General features: G+C 62.4%; 15 protein-coding genes. 5 read left to right on the top strand and 10 right to left on the bottom strand.

The features are described 5' to 3' along the window. The first annotated feature begins 116 nt into the window (after nucleotides 1-116). Entirely contained in the window at nucleotides 117-1,748 is a 1,632-nt protein-coding gene (locus tag OX460_RS21320) for an NAD(P)/FAD-dependent oxidoreductase (protein ID WP_289899852.1), read from the top strand. A 79-nt stretch (nucleotides 1,749-1,827) separates the two neighbouring features. Here OX460_RS21320 and OX460_RS21315 read toward each other — a convergent pair whose 3' ends face one another. From OX460_RS21315 to glnA, 7 genes are all read right to left on the bottom strand, one after another. Beyond that, complete coding sequence (locus OX460_RS21315; RefSeq protein ID WP_251349798.1) at nucleotides 1,828-4,581, bottom strand: TonB-dependent receptor; 2,754 nt, start codon at nucleotides 4,579-4,581, stop codon at nucleotides 1,828-1,830. A gap of 374 nt (nucleotides 4,582-4,955) precedes the next feature. Beyond that, the gene (locus tag OX460_RS21310) at nucleotides 4,956-6,329 is read right to left on the bottom strand and encodes a GAF domain-containing sensor histidine kinase (protein WP_099665309.1); all 1,374 of its coding nucleotides are present in this window, start codon (nucleotides 6,327-6,329) and stop codon (nucleotides 4,956-4,958) included. 134 nt (nucleotides 6,330-6,463) lie between these two features. Next, nucleotides 6,464-7,429, bottom strand: a complete 966-nt coding sequence (gene corA / locus OX460_RS21305; protein WP_034760218.1) for a magnesium/cobalt transporter CorA — start codon at nucleotides 7,427-7,429, stop codon at nucleotides 6,464-6,466. Nucleotides 7,430-7,568: 139 nt separating this feature from the next. Further along, complete coding sequence (gene ntrC / locus OX460_RS21300; protein WP_289899851.1) at nucleotides 7,569-9,059, bottom strand: nitrogen regulation protein NR(I); 1,491 nt, start codon at nucleotides 9,057-9,059, stop codon at nucleotides 7,569-7,571. Between the two features lie 48 nt (nucleotides 9,060-9,107). Then, a complete protein-coding gene (glnL, locus tag OX460_RS21295) occupies nucleotides 9,108-10,196 on the bottom strand; it encodes a nitrogen regulation protein NR(II) (RefSeq protein WP_099665311.1) in 1,089 nt (362 codons plus the stop codon). Between the two features lie 5 nt (nucleotides 10,197-10,201). Continuing rightward, nucleotides 10,202-10,711, bottom strand: coding sequence for a DUF4124 domain-containing protein (locus OX460_RS21290; RefSeq protein ID WP_354669836.1), 510 nt, complete (start codon nucleotides 10,709-10,711; stop codon nucleotides 10,202-10,204). Nucleotides 10,712-10,867: 156 nt separating this feature from the next. Beyond that, nucleotides 10,868-12,283 carry a type I glutamate--ammonia ligase gene (gene glnA, locus OX460_RS21285; protein WP_070219258.1) on the bottom strand — a complete coding sequence of 472 codons (1,416 nt, stop codon included), beginning with the start codon at nucleotides 12,281-12,283 and terminating at the stop codon, nucleotides 10,868-10,870. A 386-nt stretch (nucleotides 12,284-12,669) separates the two neighbouring features. On the opposite strand from glnA, the gene OX460_RS21280 reads away from it, so the two are divergent. The 3 genes from OX460_RS21280 (at nucleotide 12,670) to OX460_RS21270 (ending at nucleotide 13,920) form a co-directional block, all read left to right on the top strand. Further along, a complete protein-coding gene (locus OX460_RS21280; RefSeq protein ID WP_077400239.1) occupies nucleotides 12,670-13,131 on the top strand; it encodes a rhodanese-like domain-containing protein in 462 nt (153 codons plus the stop codon). A gap of 157 nt (nucleotides 13,132-13,288) precedes the next feature. Continuing rightward, nucleotides 13,289-13,639, top strand: coding sequence for a type II toxin-antitoxin system RelE/ParE family toxin (locus OX460_RS21275; protein WP_289899850.1), 351 nt, complete (start codon nucleotides 13,289-13,291; stop codon nucleotides 13,637-13,639). Next, entirely contained in the window at nucleotides 13,636-13,920 is a 285-nt protein-coding gene (locus OX460_RS21270; RefSeq protein ID WP_251349794.1) for a helix-turn-helix domain-containing protein, read from the top strand. The genes OX460_RS21275 and OX460_RS21270 overlap by 4 nt, the downstream gene beginning before the upstream one ends. A 13-nt stretch (nucleotides 13,921-13,933) precedes the next feature. Here OX460_RS21270 and OX460_RS21265 read toward each other — a convergent pair whose 3' ends face one another. After that, a complete protein-coding gene (locus OX460_RS21265; RefSeq protein ID WP_289899849.1) occupies nucleotides 13,934-15,286 on the bottom strand; it encodes a TAXI family TRAP transporter solute-binding subunit in 1,353 nt (450 codons plus the stop codon). A 131-nt stretch (nucleotides 15,287-15,417) separates the two neighbouring features. On the opposite strand from OX460_RS21265, the gene OX460_RS21260 reads away from it, so the two are divergent. Next, nucleotides 15,418-16,023: a glutathione S-transferase gene (locus OX460_RS21260; RefSeq protein WP_289899848.1), complete on the top strand. Its 606-nt coding sequence runs from the start codon at nucleotides 15,418-15,420 to the stop codon at nucleotides 16,021-16,023. On the opposite strand, the gene OX460_RS21255 is transcribed toward OX460_RS21260, so the two are convergent. Together OX460_RS21255 and OX460_RS21250 are read right to left on the bottom strand one after the other, a co-directional pair. Next, on the bottom strand, nucleotides 16,020-16,400 hold the full coding sequence (locus tag OX460_RS21255; protein WP_289899847.1) for a hypothetical protein: 381 nt from the start codon (nucleotides 16,398-16,400) through the stop codon (nucleotides 16,020-16,022). The genes OX460_RS21260 and OX460_RS21255 overlap by 4 nt on opposite strands. A 63-nt stretch (nucleotides 16,401-16,463) precedes the next feature. Then, nucleotides 16,464-19,580 (bottom strand): transglycosylase domain-containing protein, encoded by a 3,117-nt coding sequence (locus tag OX460_RS21250; RefSeq protein ID WP_289899846.1) that lies wholly within the window; start codon nucleotides 19,578-19,580, stop codon nucleotides 16,464-16,466. Between the last annotated feature and the right edge of the window lie 103 nt (nucleotides 19,581-19,683).

The following is a 19,683-nucleotide window of genomic DNA, read 5'->3' as shown; positions in this document are numbered from 1 at the left end:
CCGCCCAGGCCGCCATGCATTGCCTGCAAGAAGGAGTAAAATGCCGCCTTGCGCCGCGCCACGCGGCTGCCCACTCTCCGCTAGATACGGAGCCCTGCACTTTTCGGATAGACACCATGCTGCGACTCAACGAAGTAAAACTCCCCCTCGAACACGACGAAGCGGCCCTGCCCGCCGCCATCCTGGCGCGCCTGGGCATCGCTGCGGCCGATTTGCTCGGCTTTACCGTCTTCAAACGCAGCTATGACGCGCGCAAGCGCAGCGCCGTGGTGTTGATTTACTCGCTGCATGTGGACGTCAAGAATGAAGCGGCCGTGCTGGCGCGCCTGCAGCACGACGTGCACCTGATGCCCGCGCCCGACACCGACTATAAATTTGTTGCCGGCGGCGAACAGCTGGCCGGACACAGCACTGAACCGCGTCCCATCGTCATCGGCACGGGCCCCTGCGGCCTGTTCGTGGCGCTGATCCTGGCGCAAATGGGCTTGCGCCCCCTCATCCTGGAACGGGGCAAGCAGGTGCGCGAACGCACGGTCGACACCTTCGGCTTCTGGCGCAAGCGCGAGCTCAATCCCGAATCGAACGTGCAGTTCGGCGAAGGCGGCGCCGGCACCTTCTCGGACGGCAAGCTGTACAGCCAGATCAAGGACCCCAAGCACTACGGCCGCAAGGTCTTGACGGAATTCGTCAAGGCGGGGGCGCCCGAGGAAATCATGTATGTGAGCAAGCCGCACATCGGCACCTTCCGCCTGGTCAAGATGGTGGAAGAAATGCGCGCCAATATCGAGCGGCTGGGCGGCGAATACCGTTTCAGCAGCAAGGTGGTCGATCTCGACATCGTGCCAGGTGCCGACGGCGGCCAGGTGCGCGGCGTAGTGCTGGACAATGGCGAAACCATCGCCAGCAACCACGTCGTGCTGGCCATCGGCCACAGCGCGCGCGACACCTTTGAAATGCTGCACAAGCGCGGCGTGTACATCGAAGCGAAACCGTTCTCGATCGGCTTCCGCGTGGAACACCCGCAATCCCTGATCGACAGCTGCCGCTTCGGCCCCAGCGCCGGCCACCCGATCCTGGGCGCGGCCGACTACAAGCTCGTGCACCACGCCAGCAATGGCCGTTCCGTCTACAGCTTCTGCATGTGCCCGGGCGGCACGGTGGTGGCGGCCGCCTCGGAACCGGGCCGCCTGGTGACGAACGGCATGAGCCAGTATTCGCGCAACGAGCGCAACGCCAACAGCGCCATCGTGGTCGGCATCACGCCGGCCGACTATCCGGGCGACCCGCTGGCCGGCATCGCCCTGCAGCGCGAACTGGAAGAGCGCGCATTTGCCCTGGGTGGCGGCAACTACGATGCCCCAGGGCAATTGGTCGGCGACTTCGTCGCTGGCCGCGCCTCGACGGAATTTGGCAGCGTGGTGCCGTCGTACAAGCCGGCCGTGCACCTGACGGACCTGGCGCCCTCGCTGCCCGAATACGCGATCACGGCGCTGCGTGAAGCGTTTCCGGCGTTCAACAAGCAAATCAAGGGCTATTACAAGGCCGACGCCGTGCTGACGGGCGTGGAAACACGCACCTCGTCGCCGATCCGCATCAAGCGCCGCGACGACGACCTGCAAAGCCTGAACACGCGGGGCCTGTTCCCCGCCGGCGAAGGCGCCGGCTATGCGGGCGGCATCCTGTCCGCCGCCGTCGACGGCATCAAGGTGGCCGAAGCGGTGGCCCTGTCGATGGCGGCGCGCGGCTAGGCCACGCTGCCTCCGCCCTGCGGCGGGACGAAAAAAAACCGGCACCATGTGCCGGTTTTTTTATGCCTGCGCCCGCTTTTTAAAACTTGTACGAGGCATTCAGGTAGCCGGTACGGCCGCGCGGATCATAGTAGCGGTCGTCATAGCCGAATTGCTGGCCGCGGTTCGCGCCGGACGTCGATGGCACGAACGGGGGGCTCTTGTCGGTCAGGTTCAGCACGCCTGCGGTGAAAACCCAGCTCTTGCTGGGAGTCCAGACCGTCTGCCAGTCAAGCGTCGAATAGAACCCGACCCGCATCCGGATATCTTCCTGGCCCGTCACGGCGCCGGAAGCGTCGATCACGTCGACCGTCGTTTTCTGATCCTTGTAGCCGGACAGGAAGTTGACCGTCAGCGAATTGGCCCAGTTGCCCGTTTTCAGGGTGTTCGTCCACTGGCCGCGCGTGCGGAAAGTCACGGTGCCCAGTTCGGCATAGTTACCCAGCGCAGAATAATACTGACCACCGCGTTCCAGCTGTATATCTTCGCGCAACATCTGCGTCGCGTTCAACTGCGAGGTAAACAGGCCGATACCCGAGCGGTAACGGGCGCTGATATCGATATCGACGCCGGTGGCGAACGATTTGCCCAAGTTCTGGTTATCGGCCAGGAAGGCCAGGTAGGTCTTGCCCGTACCGACGTCCGTATTCACGCCCCACGATTTCGGATATGCCGCGGGATTGGCGAACACCAGCTGCTCGGTCAACTGGCCGAAGGAATCGCGGATCTGTACATGCCACAGGTCGGCGCCCAGGGTAATGGCGCTGATCGGCTCGTAGCGGAAGCCCAGGGTGGCCTGTTTCGACTTCTCTGGCTGCAAGTTGCGGTTGCCGCCGGCCAACTGATCGTACTGGTGGTTGCCTGGCTGGCATTGGGCATTGAGGCGCGTGGCAATCGCTTGCAGGGCCGGCGTACACGTGTACTTGTCGCTGGTAACGCCATAGCCGCGCTGCAAGGCGTTGACTTGTGGCACTGTCGGCGCATGGAAACCATTGCCAACGGAGCCGCGGATCAGCAAGGTGGGCGCCGGCGTCCACTTGAAGCTGGCCTTGGCCGTGGTGGCGCCGCCGAAGTCCGAGAATTCATCGAAACGCAGGGCCGCGCCCAGTTCCAGTTCCTTCAGCACCGGCGCGATAATTTCGCTGAACACGCCCTTCGACGTGCGACTGGCGCTATACGGCTTGCTGCTGGCGGCATCGCCGAAACGCTGGTCGCACTCCAGTCCCGCCGCGCCGCCGCACAAGGTGCCCTTCACTGGGTCGGCCAGGATGCCCTGTGCAAACGGGCTCGGTTTGGAAGAGAATTCCTCGCGATTGATGTTGGCGCCCACGCCCAGCATCATGGCGCCGCCCGGCAAGCGTCGTATTTCCGTCGAACCATTCAAATTGATGGTTTGCAGGCGCGACGTGCCGCCATCCCAGTAGCCGGTGAAGGCGGCCGCCTTGATGGCTTCCTGCGCCGCAGCCGATTGCTTGCCCGGACCGACGAAGGGATCGAGTAAACCGCTCGATGTCAGGTTGCCGACGGCAATCGCGCCAGGATAACCGGAAATACTGCCTTTTACGCGGCTTTCCGAGAAGTTGTAGGAGGCATTGTAATCCCAGCCGGCGGCCACGCCACGCGTGCCCACCACCACACTGGCGAAGTCCGCCGTATCCTTCGAGGTGCGCTGTCCCATGTCGAACAGGCGATAGGCCGCCACGCTGTCACCGGTAATACCGATTGGCAACAAATACTTGTCATGCAGCGGCGTTCCCTTATCGATGGAAATCTCGCCCGGCACGGGGGCGATACGCGAGGTCTGCTTGGTGCGCGACAAGAGTACGTCGGCATACACTTCGTGACCGGCGACTTTGAAGGTACCGGACGCCATGAAATTGTCGCGTTTGCGTTCCGGATAGATCTCCAGATCCTTAACAAAATCATAACCGCAGTAGTCATTCAAGCGCGGGGTGCCATCCGGGTCTGCATACGGTTCAAGCACGCGGAAAGTCTTGGCGGGGCAGGAGCCGTTGAGCTTTTGATAGGGACTGATCAGCTGGCCATTGTCATCAACGGCGTTGGCGGGAATCGGGCTGACCGAAAACTGCTGCTTCTGATAGCGTTTGCCGTTGGCCGAGAATTGCACCTTGCCCGTGTTGGCGAACGAGCGGTCGACCGAGGTCAACTTGTCGCGTTCATCGTGGCCGAAGGTCAGCACCACGTTGTAGCCATCGTCTTCCAGGTTGCCGAAGCCCTTGGTGGCGCTGATACGTTTCTCACGCGCACCGTTCTTTGGCGCCGAATAGCCGATGGAGACGTCGCCTTCCGTCGTGTCGTGCTTGGTAATGAAGTTGACCACGCCGGCAATGGCGTCGGCGCCATACAGCGCGGACGCGCCGTCGGTCAGCAGTTCAACCCGCTGAATGGCGGAAATCGGGATCGAATTCAAGTCGAAACCGGCGGCGAAGCCAGTCAGGGTCTGGCCGCCGAACTGGGCCAGGCGCTTGCCATTCAGCAAGACGAGCGTACGCGTCTCACCCACGTTATGCACGGAAATGCCGGAGAAACCGAAGGTGCTGCCCCCGACCGAAGAACTTTCCGTCGTCGCCCCCTGGGCGGAAGAGAGTTTCTTGACCAGGTCGGTGACCGAAGTGGCGCCCGAGGTACGGATGGCTTCGGCGGTCAACACGGTGACGGGCAAGGCACCTTCGGCGGCGATGCGCTTGATCGACGAGCCGGTGACTTCCACGCGCTGTATCTGCGTATCTTGCGCCACCGCAGATTGCGAGGCAACGGACAAAGCCGCTGCCATGCCACCGGCACAGACAATGCGAACGGCACGGGAGATGACGGTTTCTTTAAGCATGACGAACCCTTTTCATTTTTGCATTATGTAAGCAACAAAGCTGCTATCCGGACTGCATCCACTCTCCTAAAGGCACTCTTCCTGCACCGCACGTTCGACAGTGTGCCAGCCCCGCTCCCGCATGAGGGAAGGCGAACCACGATGTCGGTACAACAGCCGAGGCCAGCCAACTGAAAGTTAGCTAGACAACTACATAGAATCACGGGGATATTCTTGGTGTCAACAGAACTCACGTCGCGTATGGCATACAAACAACATTGTAAAAAAAATAGAAGTCAGGCAGGCATGCCACCCAAAGATAGCGTACAGAGCAGCCGTGGTCAGCTGGCCAGCGGCAGCCTGATCTGTATATGACAGCCGGGCGTGCTGTCGATGGCGCACACCTGGCCGCCCAGTTGCTGCACGATGGTGTAGACGATGTGCATGCCCAGACCGGAGCCGCCCTGGCCCCGCTTGGTGGTGAAGAACGGTTCGAACATATGCTCGCGCACGGCCGGCGCCAGGCCGATGCCGTCGTCGGAAAAATCGAGCAGCAGCCAGCGCGCAGCCGCGTCGGTGTCGTCCTCCTCGATGCGCGCGCGTATCGTGATGCGCCCCGGCCCGCCCTGCGGATAGCCATGGCGGGCGCTGTTCATCAGCAGGTTCGAGAGGATTTGCGACAGCTTGCCGGCCGCCAGGCGCACCTGGCAATCGGGGGCGATATCGAGTTCCACGCCCAGCGCCGCCTTGCGCAATTCCGGACTGTGGGCCGACACCAGGCCGTGCACATAGTCGTGCAGCGCCAGGTCGGCCACGTATTCGCTGACCTGGTCCACGGCCAGTTGCTTGAAATTGCCGATCAGGTCGGCGGCGCGCGCCAGGTTGCGCTCGATCAAGGCGGCCGCTCCCTTGAGCGACTCGGCAATGTCGATCAGTTCGGCACGGCTGACCTTGGCGCCACCCAGCAGCTGCACCAGCTGGTCGGCATAGCTGCCCATGCTCGACGCGGCCGTCAGCGCCACGCCGATGGGCGTGTTGACTTCATGCGAGACACCGGCCACCAGCGAGCCGAGGGCCGCCATCTGCTCTTGCTCGATCAGGTTGGCCTGCGCCGCCAGCAGCGATTCGGTGCGCACGCGCACGATTTCTTCCAGCTGCTGGGTGCGCTCCTGGTGCTGCAGCTCGGCCGCGCCGCGGGCCGAGAAGATCGACAGCAGCAGCAAGGCCAGCAAACGCTTGTTTTCATCGATGGGCCGCGTGTCGATGGCCGACAGGATGCCCAGGGTCTTGCCATCGGTATCGATCAGCGGCATGCCGACATAGCTTTCCGCCTGCATGTCGACGAGGAGGGTATCGAATGGAAAGCGACGCTGGATATCGCTGCCATGAAAACACATGCTCTGGCACGTCACGTCCTGGCATGGCGTGTGCTGCAGGCTGTATTCGATATTCGGCTGGTAACCGTCGCCGCCCCACAGGGCGAGGGTGCGGATGCCTTCGCTGCCATCTTCCAGGCGCACCAGGCGTCCGGCGATCACATAGTGCACGTCGAGCGCTTCGGCCAGGTCCTTGACGAGGATGCGCAGGAAGTCGTCGCCCCGGGCGTGCGCCGTCGAGGCGGTAATCGAGCGCAGGGCCGCTTCCGCCAGGGTGCGCCGCTGCTCGGCATCGAACAGGGGTTCTTGCGAATTCACATCAAACAACGGAATACTCATGAATGCTCCTGCACGGCACCGGAAGCGCAGACACACCTGCCGGCGGGGCGACTCTCAGCCATGGCCCGCCCCAGCGGACCTGCCGCGATTGTACCCCTGGCTATTGCTTAATAATACAGATACACAGGAATTTTTTACAGCCAGCCGGAACGCTTGAACAAGTAATACATATAACCGCAGACACAGCTCATCACTGCCACGGCGGCCGGATAGCCATAATGCCAGTCCAGCTCCGGCATGAACTTGAAGTTCATGCCCCAGATGCCGGCAAACGCCGTAAACACGGCGAAGATGGCCGCCCAGGCCGCCAACTGCTTGTTCACTTCGCTCTCGTCGATGGCCACCATCGACAGATTCACCTGGATCGCCGTGCTGATGGTGTCGCGGATGGTGTCGAGCGTGCCATTGATGCGCGCCAGGTGGTCGTGCACGTCGCGGAAATACTCCTGGGTATCGTGGCACAGGGGCGGCACGCGCCCGCCGTGCAGCTTGCCCACCGCTTCCATCAGGGGCGCCACCACGTGGCGCAAGACCATGACCTTGCGTTTCAATTGATACAGCCGTTCGATATTGTCGCGCTCGGTGCCACGGTCGAAGATGCGGTCTTCGATCAGTTCCAGCTCCGATTCCAGCGCGTCGAGCACGGGAAAGTAGCGATCGACGACGGCGTCCATCAGCGCGTACAGCACGAAGGCCGAGCCCTGGCGCAGCAGATGCGGTTCGCGCTCGGCGCGCGCGCGCACGCCCAGGAAACCTTGCGAACTGTTGCTGCGCGACGAAAGCACGTAATTGGCGCCCACGAAAATGTCGACTTCGCCCAGCACCAGTTCGTTCTCGACCATTTCCACGGTTTTCACCACGGCAAACAGGGAGTCGCCATATTCCTCGATCTTCGGGCGCTGGTGGCCCCGCTGCGCGTCTTCCACCGCCAGTTCGTGCAGGCAAAACTCGTGCTGCATCTGTTTCAGCTCGTCCGGCGTGGCGTCGAGCAGGGCGACCCAGACGAAACAATCGGGGCGCTCGACGTAATCGCTGATATCGTCGATCGGCAAGTCGGCCAGTTTTTTGCCATCCTGGTAGGCCACGCAGTTTATGAGCATGCTATTCCACAGTTCAAGTTAACACCGGACGAAACAGTCCGGCAGGCGCCAGCTTACCTTATCGCCTGCAGTGCGTGTTGTGGCGTGCGAAGGACGCCGCGTGGAAAAGCGGACGGGGGAGCCCCCGTCCTGACCTGCGTCAATCGTCCTTGGCGCCGTCGATGCCCAGTTCCGAGATCTTGCGGGTGATGGTGTTGCGGCCGATGCCCAGGCGCACGGCGGCGTCGTTCTTGCGCCCGTGCGTATGCTTGAGCGCCGTCTTGATCAGGGCCGACTCGAACTGGCGTCCCAGCACGGCCATGACTTCCTGCTGCCCCGCGCCCAGCATGCCGGCCGCCTGCAATTCCAGCAAACCAATCCAGCCCGGCGGCGCGCCGTTGGCGGGCGCGGCCGCCTCGAAGACCTGGCCGCCATGCGCATGGGCAACGGCCGCCGGCGCAGGCTCGCCCGCCGCCGTGGTGGCCGCGCCATCGCCCTGCCCCTGCGTCAATTCCAGCGGCAAGTCCTTGATTTCCACCGTCTGGCCCGGCGCCATCACGGTGATCCAGTTGCACAGGTTTTCCAGCTGGCGCACATTGCCGGGCAAATCGAGGCTGCTGAGGAACTGCATCGTCGGCTCGCTCATGCGTTTGGCTTCCACGCCCAGCTGGCGTGCGCTTTGCACCAGGAAGTGGCGCACCAGGATGGGGATATCTTCGCGCCGCTCCCGCAAACTGGGCAGGCGCAAACGGATCACGTTCAGCCGGTGATACAAGTCTTCGCGGAACAGGCCGTCGCGCACGCGCTGTTCCAGGTTCTGGTGCGTGGCCGTAATCACGCGCACGTTCGCCTTCATGGGCTGGTGACCGCCGACGCGGTAGAAATGCCCGTCGGACAACACGCGCAAGAGGCGCGTCTGCAGGTCGAACGGCATGTCGCCTATCTCGTCGAGGAACAGGGTGCCGTTCTCCGCTTGCTCGAAGCGGCCCCGGCGCGTCGTCTGGGCGCCCGTAAACGCCCCCCGTTCATGGCCGAACAGTTCCGATTCCAGCAAATCCTTCGGGATCGCCGCCGTGTTGAGGGCGATGAAAGGCTGCGCTGCGCGCGGGCTGTGCTTGTGCAGCGCGCGCGCCACGAGTTCCTTGCCGGAACCGGATTCGCCCGTGATGAGCACCGTCACGTTCGATTGCGACAGGCGGCCGATGGCGCGGAAGACTTCCTGCATGGCCGGCGCCTGGCCGAGGATTTCCGGCGTTTCCGACGGCCCCGACTCGACGCTGGTCTCGCGCAGGCTTTCTTCCAGCGCGCGACGGATCAGCTCGACAGCCTTGTCGATATCGAAAGGCTTGGCCAGGTATTCGAAGGCGCCGCCCTGGAAGGCTGCGACGGCCGAATCGAGGTCGGAAAAGGCCGTGATGATGATGACAGGCAAGCCAGGAAAGCGCGACTTGACCGTCTGCAACAATTCCAGGCCGGAGGCGCCCGGCATGCGGATATCGGACACGAGCACTTGCGGCGTGTCAAATTCCAGTGCGGCGATGGCGTCGCGCGCATTGGCAAAACTCTTGGTGGCGAGATTTTCCCGCGCCAGGGCTTTTTCCAGCACCCAGCGGATTGATTCGTCGTCGTCAACTATCCAGATTGGCTTCATTAGTGTGTGCGTCCCGCAATGGATTTCATGGGTGGGATACCTCCTCGCTTATGGCAAGGGTAGAACGATCCTGAAATCGGTGTATCCAGGCCGGCTTTCGCACTCGATCACGCCCAGGTGCTGTTGCACGAAGGTTTGCGCCAAGGTCAGTCCCAGCCCGCTGCCGCCTTCCCTGCCCGACACCAGCGGGTAGAAAATCCGGTCGCGGATCTGGGGTGCGATGCCCGGTCCATTGTCAATGATATGCAAGTCTAATGCCAGGCCGTAACGGACCTTGGCCAGGGTCACCTGGCGCGCCACGCGCGTCTTGAAAATCAGCTCCGCATCGCCCGCCTCGATGCGCTCGGCCAGCGCTTGCGCCGCGTTGTGCGCGATATTGAGCACGGTCTGTATCAATTGCTCCTTGTCGCCGCGAAACTCGGGGATCGAGGCGTCGTAATCGCGCGCAATGGTCAGGCCGCTGGGGAATTCGGCCAGGATCAGGCTGCGGACCCTTTCGCACACTTCGTGGATATTCACGTCGCCCACGATGTGCGGACGGCGGTGCGGCGCCAGCAGGCGGTCGACCAGGGTTTGCAGACGGTCCGCTTCCTTGATGATGACTTGCGTGTATTCGCGCAGTTCGCTCAGGTGCAGGGCCGGCAATTCCAGTTCCAGCAACTGGGCCGCGCCGCGGATGCCGCCCAGCGGGTTCTTGATTTCATGCGCCAGGTTGCGGATCAGCTCCTTGTTGACCTGGCTCTGGTCGAGGATGCGCTCCTCGCGGTCGAGCTTTAACTGCTGCACGTTCTCGCGCAGCTCGATCAGCACGCCGTCGCTCGGCGCGTCGAGCGCGCTGACGATGCTGTGCACGCGCAGCGGCTCGCGCCCCAGGCGCTCCAGGCTCAGGTCCTGGCGCAAGTCGGAAAACTTGTGTTCGAGCGCCTGCGCGCAAATGCCGGCCAGCTCCTCGGGGTTGAGGAACAGCGCCGTCAGCTTTTGCCGCGACAGGGCCTTCAAGGAGCTTTCCAGCAGGTTTTCCGCCGCCGCGTTGGCATAGCTGATGCGGCCGTCGCCATCGAGCAGGATCACGGCCGAGGCCAGCAAATCAAGGCCGGCCAAGTGGGCGGGACGGCTGGAATGGTTGTCTAGTGTCATGTGCTTTACCGGATATTCGCGATCTCGCGTTTCAGGGCCTCGACGTTTTGCTGTGTCCGGCTAATGTTGTCCTTCAACTGCGCCACTCGTTCCTGGTATTTCGCGTAGTAGCGCTCATTGCCCTGGCGTTCGGGCTGGCCGCCGTTAAATTCCAGGCGCTGCGCCGCCAGTTTCTGCTCTTCGCTGCGCAATTCGTCCTGCAGGATCTGGCGCCGGTCCAGGTCGCGCGCGCGCTGCTCGGCGCCATCGACCTTGGGAAACGCGCCGGCGGCAGGCGCCGCCGTGGCCGCCGCCTGCAGGGCGGGCCGTACCGGCGCACCGGCCAGCGGGGCCGTCCTGCGTGGCGGCTCCGTCATGGCGCCCGGCAAATCGAGCAGCTGGCAATGTTTGCCAGCACTCCTGTCCGTGTACGTCTTGTGTCCTTGCGCATCGGCGCACACATACAGCTGCCCGTGCGCCTGTGCCGCCGCGCCCAGCAATCCTGCCATCAGCGCCATTCTGTAATGCTTGGTCAATCTTCACTCCTGTCGGCTCGTGCCGCATCGTTCCTGGGCCGACTATACAACACCGCACTGTCACCGCCTTGGCGCCTTGCATAAAAAAACGCGGGCAAGACCATCGCCTCACCCGCGTTTTTTATTCACTACCGGCACATTGCCGGCGTGGCGCCATTACAGCGAGTAGTACATGTCGAACTCGGCAGGATGCGTGGTCATGCGCATGCGCTGTACGTCCTGCATTTTCAGTTCCAGGTAAGCGTCGATCATGGAATCGCTGAACACGCCGCCGCGGGTCAGGAACTCGCGGTCCTTGTCCAGGGCTTCCAGTGCTTCTTCCAGCGAAGCGCACACGGTCGGGATCAGTGCATCTTCTTCCGGCGGCAGATGGTACAGATCTTTCGAGGCGGCTTCGCCCGGATGGATCTTGTTGGCAACGCCGTCCAGGCCGGCCATCAGCAGTGCGGCGAAGCACAGGTACGGGTTCGCCAGTGGATCCGGGAAACGCGCTTCGACGCGGCGGCCTTTTGGATTGGCCACGTGCGGGATACGGATCGAGGCGGAACGGTTTTTCGCCGAGTACGCCAGTTTCACTGGAGCTTCGTAGCCTGGTACCAGACGCTTGTACGAGTTGGTGCCCGGATTCGTGATCGCGTTCAGTGCCTTGGCGTGCTTGATGATGCCGCCGATGTAGTACAGGGCGAAATCGGACAGGCCGGCATAGCCGTCGCCAGCGAACAGGTTTTTGCCATCTTTCCATACGGATTGATGCACGTGCATGCCCGAACCGTTGTCGCCAACGATAGGTTTCGGCATGAAGGTGGCGGTCTTGCCATAGCTGTGCGCCACGTTCCACACCACGTATTTCAGGTTTTGCGTCCAGTCGGCGCGCTCGACCAGGGTCGAGAACTTGGTGCCGATTTCATTTTGACCGGCGCCGGCCACTTCGTGATGATGTACCTCAACCGGGATGCCCAGCGATTCCAGGATCAGGCACATTTCCGAACGCATGTCCTGGAAGCTGTCCACTGGTGGCACTGGGAAATAGCCGCCCTTGACGGTAGGACGGTGGCCGCTGTTGCCGCCTTCGATGTCCTTGCCGGTCGACCACGAACCTTCGTCCGAACCGATCTTGACGAAGCAGCCCGACATGTCGATCTTCCAGCGCACGCTGTCGAAGATGAAGAATTCCGGCTCAGGGCCGAAGTAGGCGGTGTCGCCCATGCCCGACGATTTCAGGTAGGCTTCGGCGCGTTTCGCGATCGAGCGCGGGTCGCGGTCGTAGCCCTTGCCGTCCGACGGTTCGATCACGTCGCACTGCATGAACAGGGTCGTTTCTTCCATGAACGGGTCGATATTGGCCGTGTTTGGATCCGGCAGCAAGATCATGTCGGACGCTTCAATGCCTTTCCAGCCAGCGATCGAAGAACCGTCAAAGGCGTGGCCCGACTCGAATTTGTCCATGTCGAAGTGCGACACGGGAACCGTCACGTGCTGCTCTTTACCACGGGTATCGGCAAAGCGGAAATCAACGAATTTGACTTCGTTTTCTTCTACCATCTTCAAGACTTCTGCGGCTGTCATTGCCATGCGTATCTCCTAAATGAATGTGGGGTGAGCCGACCTTAGTGCGTCTGGGCTGATGAAGCGAAGCAAACATTGCGTGCCACCAAAACTCATAAGGATCATAGCAGATTCCATGCCAGCTCCCGGAGCCCCCTGGTGCCGGCAACAAAATGACTGCCATCCCAGTGAAAGTTTTCCTGCCCGCGATTTTGACACGCGTTTGCGTCGAATCAAGAATGCACTAAGCAAGTGCAAAAAACGAACAACGCACCATTATCGTGCATTTTGTGCGGATTACCGAAAAATGCCTCCTTGTGGTGCATGCGCCGTGCACCATGGATTCCCGTTTGCGGGGCGCGGACGGCGCACTATAATCGTACACACACCTGCCCACTTTCATCGAGGACGCCATGACCACCGCCGCCGACATCCTGACCACCGCCCGCAGCCGGGCCAATGAAGGTACACCGTATGCCGGCGCCGTCACGCCGCAGGAAGCGTATGACTTGCTGCAAGGCGATGCCGCCGTCAAGCTCATCGATGTGCGCACGACTGCCGAGCGCGACTGGGTGGGCCGGGTCGACATCGCCGATACCCAGCATGGTGCGGTGCAGTGGGCCACCTACCCGGGCGGCGTGCCGAATCCCGACTTCCTCGCGCAACTGGCGGCCCAGGCCGGCAAGGACGAGGTGCTGCTGTTCCTGTGCCGCTCCGGCGTGCGTTCGCGCCACGCAGCCAAGCTGGCGACCGAACACGGCTATAGCAACTGCTTCGACATCCTCGAAGGCTTCGAGGGCGACAAGGACGCCGACGGCCACCGCAAGCAGATCGGCGGCTGGTGCAAGGCGGGCTTGCCATGGCTGGGCGCCTGACGCTGGCCGCCGAATTATCTGAACAGTGTTTGATCTGGCGGGCCACCATGCGGTCCGCCATCGGCTACAACCATCCATGCGCGCCCGCTTTTCTCAAGAGCGGCGCCGATTCTCCTTGCGAACATGTACCTTATATAGTACAACGTAGAGGTGCGTCATGGATGCTTCCGGCTTGCGGCAGATTACCCTGCTGTTCTATGCGAACGGCAATGGCGGCGAACCCGTGCGCGACTGGCTCAAATCCTTGCCCGTCGAAGAACGTCATGTGATCGGGCAAGACTTGATGCATGCGCAATGGCGCTGGCCCGTGGGCATGCCCTTGTGCCGCCACCTGGGGCAGGGCTTGTCGGAGGTGCGCAGCAGCTTGCCCGGCAACCGCATCGCGCGCGTGCTGATCTGCCATCACGGCGATTGCCTGGTGGCGCTGCACGGCTTTATCAAGAAAACCCGCGCCACGCCGGACGACGACCTGGCGCTGGCCCGCAAACGCCACAAGGAATTGACATGAACGCCACCGCTCCCCACCTCGGCAGCAGTCTCGACGACTTCCTCAAGGAAGAAGGCATCTTTGAGCAAACGCAAACCCGCGCCATCAAGGAAGTGATCGCCTGGCAACTGACGCAGGCGATGCAGGAACAATCGCTGTCGAAGACGCGCATGGCGGCGCTGCTGCAGACGAGCCGTTCGCAACTCGACCGCCTGCTCGACCCCAGCAGCGACGTGACGCTCTCCACCCTGGAGCGGGCCGCCGCGCTGCTCGGGCGCAAGCTGTCGATCACCCTCGTTTAAGCGGGTTAAGCGCTCAGGCCGGCTCGCCCGCCTCCGCGGCCGGGTGCTCGCCCATCAGTGTCAATATGCGCTTGCGCACGAAATTGATGTGGCTGCGCAAGCCATACAGGCCATCGGCAAACGACAGGGGTATCGAGATCTGGTTGACCATTTCCTCGATCTGGTCGAGCCGTTTCAGTTGTTCCGCATACACGTGCGCGCGCTGCCCTTCCGGCACGTCTTCCAGCGCCTGCTCCACCGTGCGCAGCTGGCCATACCAGCGGTACACGCGCGAACGGATACGCCACACGTACAGGGGCGGCACCACGCGCGACAGAGGCAGGATCAGGGCGCCCAGCGCCACCACCAGCACCCACATGCGGTCGAAGAAATTGGCCAGCCAGAAACTCATGTAACGCTGCAACACGGGCGCGCCATCCTTGTAGAATTTCAACGCTTCCGGCGCCACGGGAATTTCCGTGTAGCGCGCGGACGGGAACTGCCCCTGCTGCTGGAACCAGCCCGTGCCGCCATGGATGCCGGCCGCCGCCTGCACGAACAGGTCGATCAGGGCCGGATGCAAGTCTTCGCGCGCGACCAGGGTGGCCGTCGGCGCGATCAGGTGATAATCCTGCGCGGGAATGTTTTGCCCCAGGTCGACGATGCCACGCGGCAAGACGACGTGGGTCAGGAACGGCAGGCGCCGCGTGTACGCTTCCGCTTGCGAAAAATCAAACAGCTTGATGCCCGGCGTTTGCAGCAGCATCTGGATCAGCGGCGCTTCCGGCGCCGAGCTGAACACGAGACCGTCGATGCGCCCTTCCAGCAGTTCCACCGTGGCGGGCGTGTTCTGCAAGTCGCTCACCGTCAACTCCTTGGCTTCCACGCCATTCACGGACAGCAACTGCCGGAACAGGCCGGGCACGCCCGTGCCTTCCGGCCCCAGGTTGATCTTCATGCCCTTCAATTGCGTCAGCTCCGTCACGGCCTTGTCTTCGCGCATGAACAGCCAGACGGGTTCCGTAAACAAGCTGCCCAGGGAAATGAGGCCGTGGCGCTCGGCATCTTCGTGTTCCGTCGAGCCACTTTGCACGAAGGCGATATCGGTCTTGCCCGCGTTCAAGCGCTGCAGGTTTTCCTGCGAACCCAGCGACGGCTGCAAGGTCACCTTGATGCCGTGCCTGGCCAGGGTGGCCGCGTACTTCTTGCCGAACTCTTCGTAGGCGCTATTGTCCTGCCCTGTCGACAGGGTTACCTTGCGCGGCGGCGCCGGGTCGACCAGCCAGTAAGCGAGCGCGCAAAACGCGCCGACCAGCAGCAAGGTGGGACCGGCGGTGGCGAGGAAATCGCGCACGGAAAAGCGGCTGAACGCGAGGATTTTGGACATGTGGTGGCGCATAGGTTTCATGGGTGGCTACGATGCCAAGAAAAGCGCAACTATGCAAGGCACTTTCACATGCGCGGCGTGGTCATTTCCGCTACAGTGGCAGATCACTCATTCGCCCTTCGGAGCCCTGCATGCTGAAAATTCTTGGAAAAGCCGCCTCGATCAATGTCCGCAAAGTCTTGTGGACGTGCGAGGAACTCGACCTGCCGTACGAACGCGAAGACTGGGGCAGCGGCTTTCGCGCCACGGACGACCCGGCCTTCCTGGCCCTGAACCCGAACGCCATGGTGCCCGTGCTGCTCGATGGCGACCTGGTGCTGTGGGAATCGAATACGATATGCCGCTACCTGTGCGCGCAGGCGGGCCGCGACGACTTGCTGCCGAGTAATCCGCGTGCCCGCGCGGAAGTGGAAAAATGGATGGACTGGCAAATGGGCGACCTCAACAATAGCTGGCGCTACGCCTTCATGTCGCTGGTGCGCCACAGCCCGGCACACCAGGATGCGGCCCAGCTGGCGGCAGGTATTGCCGGATGGAACAAGATGATGGGCGTGCTGGAACAGCAGTTGCAGCGCACAGGCGCCTTCGTCTGCGGCGAGCAATTTACCTTGGCGGATATCGTGCTGGGCCTGTCCGTCAAGCGCTGGCTGATGGCGCCCATGCAGCGCCCCGAGTATCCGGCCATCGCCGCGTATCACGCGCGCCTGGAAGGTAAAACGGCCGTGTTTGCCGGTTAATCCAGTTCGATTGCCTCGACCGTGCCGCCGATGACGTAGCAATCGCCATCGCGGCGCACCTCCTCCAGGGTCGCCGGGTCGTCGTGCGCATACGTGCCGTCGACATCCACGCACCACACGTCGCCAAAGCGCAGCAGCTTCACGCCACAGCAGATGCGGTTGATGAAGTTGCCCGGCGTCTTCATCATCAATTCCCGCACCTCTCCCACCGTGATGGCGACTTTGCGCCAGATGTTGCCCTCCAGTTCATGATTCCTCGCGTACAACACGATGCGCACGCGCTGCACGCCCCGGGGTCCATATGCTTGCTCGAATGATACGAGCGCGCCATCGTCAAAGCGGTGATATTGCGCAAAGATCTGCTGTGTTCTTTCCATGGATTCTTTCTCCTCCATAAAAAAACCGGCCCATTCAGGCCGGCTTTTTAATGCAGCAACGATTTAATTCGTGCACTGCTTGGCCACGCCCTCGGCTGGCGCAGGCGGCTCGATCAGCGGCATCAGGCTCGGCGCCAGCGACACCAGCAGTTGCACGGGCAAGGCGCTGGTGAAATCGTAGTTCTTCGATTCCGGCCCGCGCACATACGCCGTCATGCTGCCATAGAAGCGCTCGCCGATATTGAAGACGAACGTGGCCGAACGGTTCACATAGCGCGACTCGATCAGGCGGCCACCGGCGCCATACACGTCGAAGCGCTGGTCGCCCGTGCCCGTCTTGCCGCCCATCGGGATCGGCACGCCGTCGGCGCCGACAAATGCCGTCTTCGCCCGTTTCGCCGTGCCGTCCGACACCACTTCGCGGATGGCCTTGGCGACTGCCTTGGCCACGTCCGGCGACAGCACTTGCTCCGCTTCCACCTTCGTGCCCCGCTTGACCATGGTGTCGTACGGCGTATTGGCGGCGAAATGCATGGAATCGATGCGCACGCTGGGTTTGCGCACGCCATCGTTGATGATGATGCCCATCAGCTCGGCCAGCGCGGCGGGACGGTCGGCCGACGCGCCCAGGGTGGTCGCATACGACGGCACGAGCGAATCGAACGGGTAACCCATCTTCTTCCACTGGCGGTGGATTTCCAGGAACCCTTCCACTTCCAGCAAGTTGGCGATGCGGCGGTCCTGCGCATGCTTGCGGTGCGTATTGAACAGCCATTTATACACTTCCTGGCGTTCCTTTTCGCTGGCCGCCACCATCTGCGACAGGGTGGAACCTTCGTGCTGGCGCAGATACGCCACCATCCACAGTTCCAGCGGATGCACATTGGCAAGGTATCCCCGGTCGGCCAGCGACCAGTTTTCCATCGCATACTGCTGGTACATCTTGGCCACGCGCTCGGGCGGTACTTCGTTTTGCGACGGTAAATTGGCGTTGAGGAAATCGCCGAATTCCGCGACGGTGCCCTTCGGATTAATGGTGCGGAAGATATTCGCCAGGCGCACGGGGGTCGGGCGGATACTGGCCAACAGGATCTTTTCCTGCTCGTCGACGCTCTTGCCGCGGTACTTCTGGTAGAAGCGGTGCAGGAATTCGCGCCCTTCCTTGTCGGCAAAACGGCTCAGGTACTGGGCCCGGCGCGGATCGTCCGCGTCCGCCAGCAGCGAGGCCGAGGAATCGGGACGCGAAAACATGTAGTAGCGGGCCACGTCGCGCATCAGGCGCACGAACACCAGGTTGGTCGACTGGCGCAGCGCCTGCTGCACCGTCATGATGCGGCTGTCGTCGAGCTTGGAGAAGTTGCCGAAATGATGCAAGCCGCCGCCCGTGAAGAAGCCTTCGCCCGGGTTGCCCGAATATTTGCGTTCCATGGCGGCCGCCAGCATGGCGGGCAGATTGCGCGCCTCGCCGAGCGGCAAAGGTTTCAGATAAGCAATTGCCCACTGCGACAGCATGTCCTTCGGATCGACGGCAAGCTTGCCCAGTTCGGCGGAGCCCATGCCGCTGTAGCGCTGGTGCAACTGGTCGATGATGTCCATATACGTCACCAGGGTGCGCAGCTTGGCCGTGGAACCGAGGTCCAGCTTGGCGCCTTCGTTGATGTCCAGCGGCTGGTCGTAGTTATCCGTCTGCACGCGCAGCAAGTTGGCTTGTTCGCCCTTTTGCAGCAAAGTAAAACTGTAGACCACATTGGCGGGGTCGCCATTGCCCAGCATGCCCTTGCCCGTCAAGCCGGCCGCTTTCGCCACTTCCGGGTCGCGCAGCTCGCGCAATACCTTGGTGACGGCGTTTTGCGCCTGCGCGTCGAGCGTGCTGACCACTTTCAGGTCGAGACGGTCGAGGTTGTACAAACGCGGGTCGCCCAGCATGCTGGCCAGGTGGTTGCGCACGGCATTCGACGCCTTGCGCGTGACGAACGAGGTGGACGCTTCCGATTGCACGCCAGAGGCCGTCGATGGGCGCAGCTTCTCGGCGATGGCCGCATTGCGCAGCTGCGGCGAGATCACGCCCGCTTGCGCCAGCAGGCGCAAATGGCTGTTGGTCAATTCTTCCAGGTCGGCGCCGCCTGCCACCAGGTAATGCGAGGGACGGCGCTGCGCGATCAGCAAGCTCAGCGCCTGCTTGTAGGCGAGCGCACTGCCCGGCTGGTCTATATTGCCTTTAAGCAAAGTTTTCACTTCGGCAAACGGACGGCCATACCAGACCCACATGCCGTCGCCGATCCCGTTGACCTCGCCAAAGCCGCTCTTTGCCGACAGCGGCACGGTATTGAGGTAATTGACGACGATCTTGCGCCGCGCTTCCATGGTGTTTTCGCCATCCTGGTACGAGCGCAGGCTGGCCGACAGCATCTGCAGCAGCTTGTCCTGCATGGAACTGGTGCGGCCGTCTTCCGAATGGCGGTATTTTTCAATTTGCGTGGCCAGCGTGCTGCCGCCGCCGCCGCGGTGGCCGCCGAACAGGTTCAGCGCCTTGTCCAGAATCGCCTTGCTCAGGCGGTCCCATTCCACGGCCGGATTGCGCTCGGGCGTGCCCGGATCGAGCAATTCGCGGTTTTCGATGAACAGCAGGCTTTGCACGAGCGCGGGCGGCGCTTCGGCGAAGCCGTCGAACATGCGCTCGGGATAGCTGGCCGCGAACAGGGGTGCGGCGCGGCAATCGAGGATGCTCAATCCCGCGCGGTTTTTCTCGTGATACGTGGCAAAGATGCCCCGGTCGACCAGTTGCACCATTTTCGGCGACATGCGCGCCTGCGCCGTCACTTCATAGTCGCGCGCATTGAGCTTGCTAATAAAATCCGGCAAGCTGGCATAGCCGAGGCGCTCGTCATAGGGGCCGTGCTGCGGATAGCGGATGGCGCCCGCCGGTGCGGGGCCGGGCTCGACCTTGAACGACAGCTGGCGGTCCAGGCGCGTGAAAAATTCCGCCTGCAGGGCCGACGTGCGCACTTCGCGCATGACGAACCAGGCCACGCTGGCAATCAGCGCCAGCAGGATGATGGCAAAGATGGGCCAGATGCGCGAACGGCGCTTCTTCGGCGGGCTCGCCGGCGGCGGCGCCTCGGCAGCTGGATCAGAGGGGGGCCGCTCTTGCGCGGCCAGATTGACGCCTGTGTCTTTCATGGGATGCTGGGGTAAGGTTGGGTTTGGACGGCGCGGGAAATGCGGCAGCGATACCGCTCCGCGCAGGGTAAGACGAGGGCCAGCCAGGGCCGGTCACAACAAA

The organism is Janthinobacterium sp. SUN033 (assembly GCF_030397595.1).
GTDB lineage: Bacteria > Pseudomonadota > Gammaproteobacteria > Burkholderiales > Burkholderiaceae_D > Janthinobacterium > Janthinobacterium kumbetense.
Note: the sequence above shows the minus strand (reverse complement) of the source record. Positions and strands in the feature narration are given on the sequence as shown.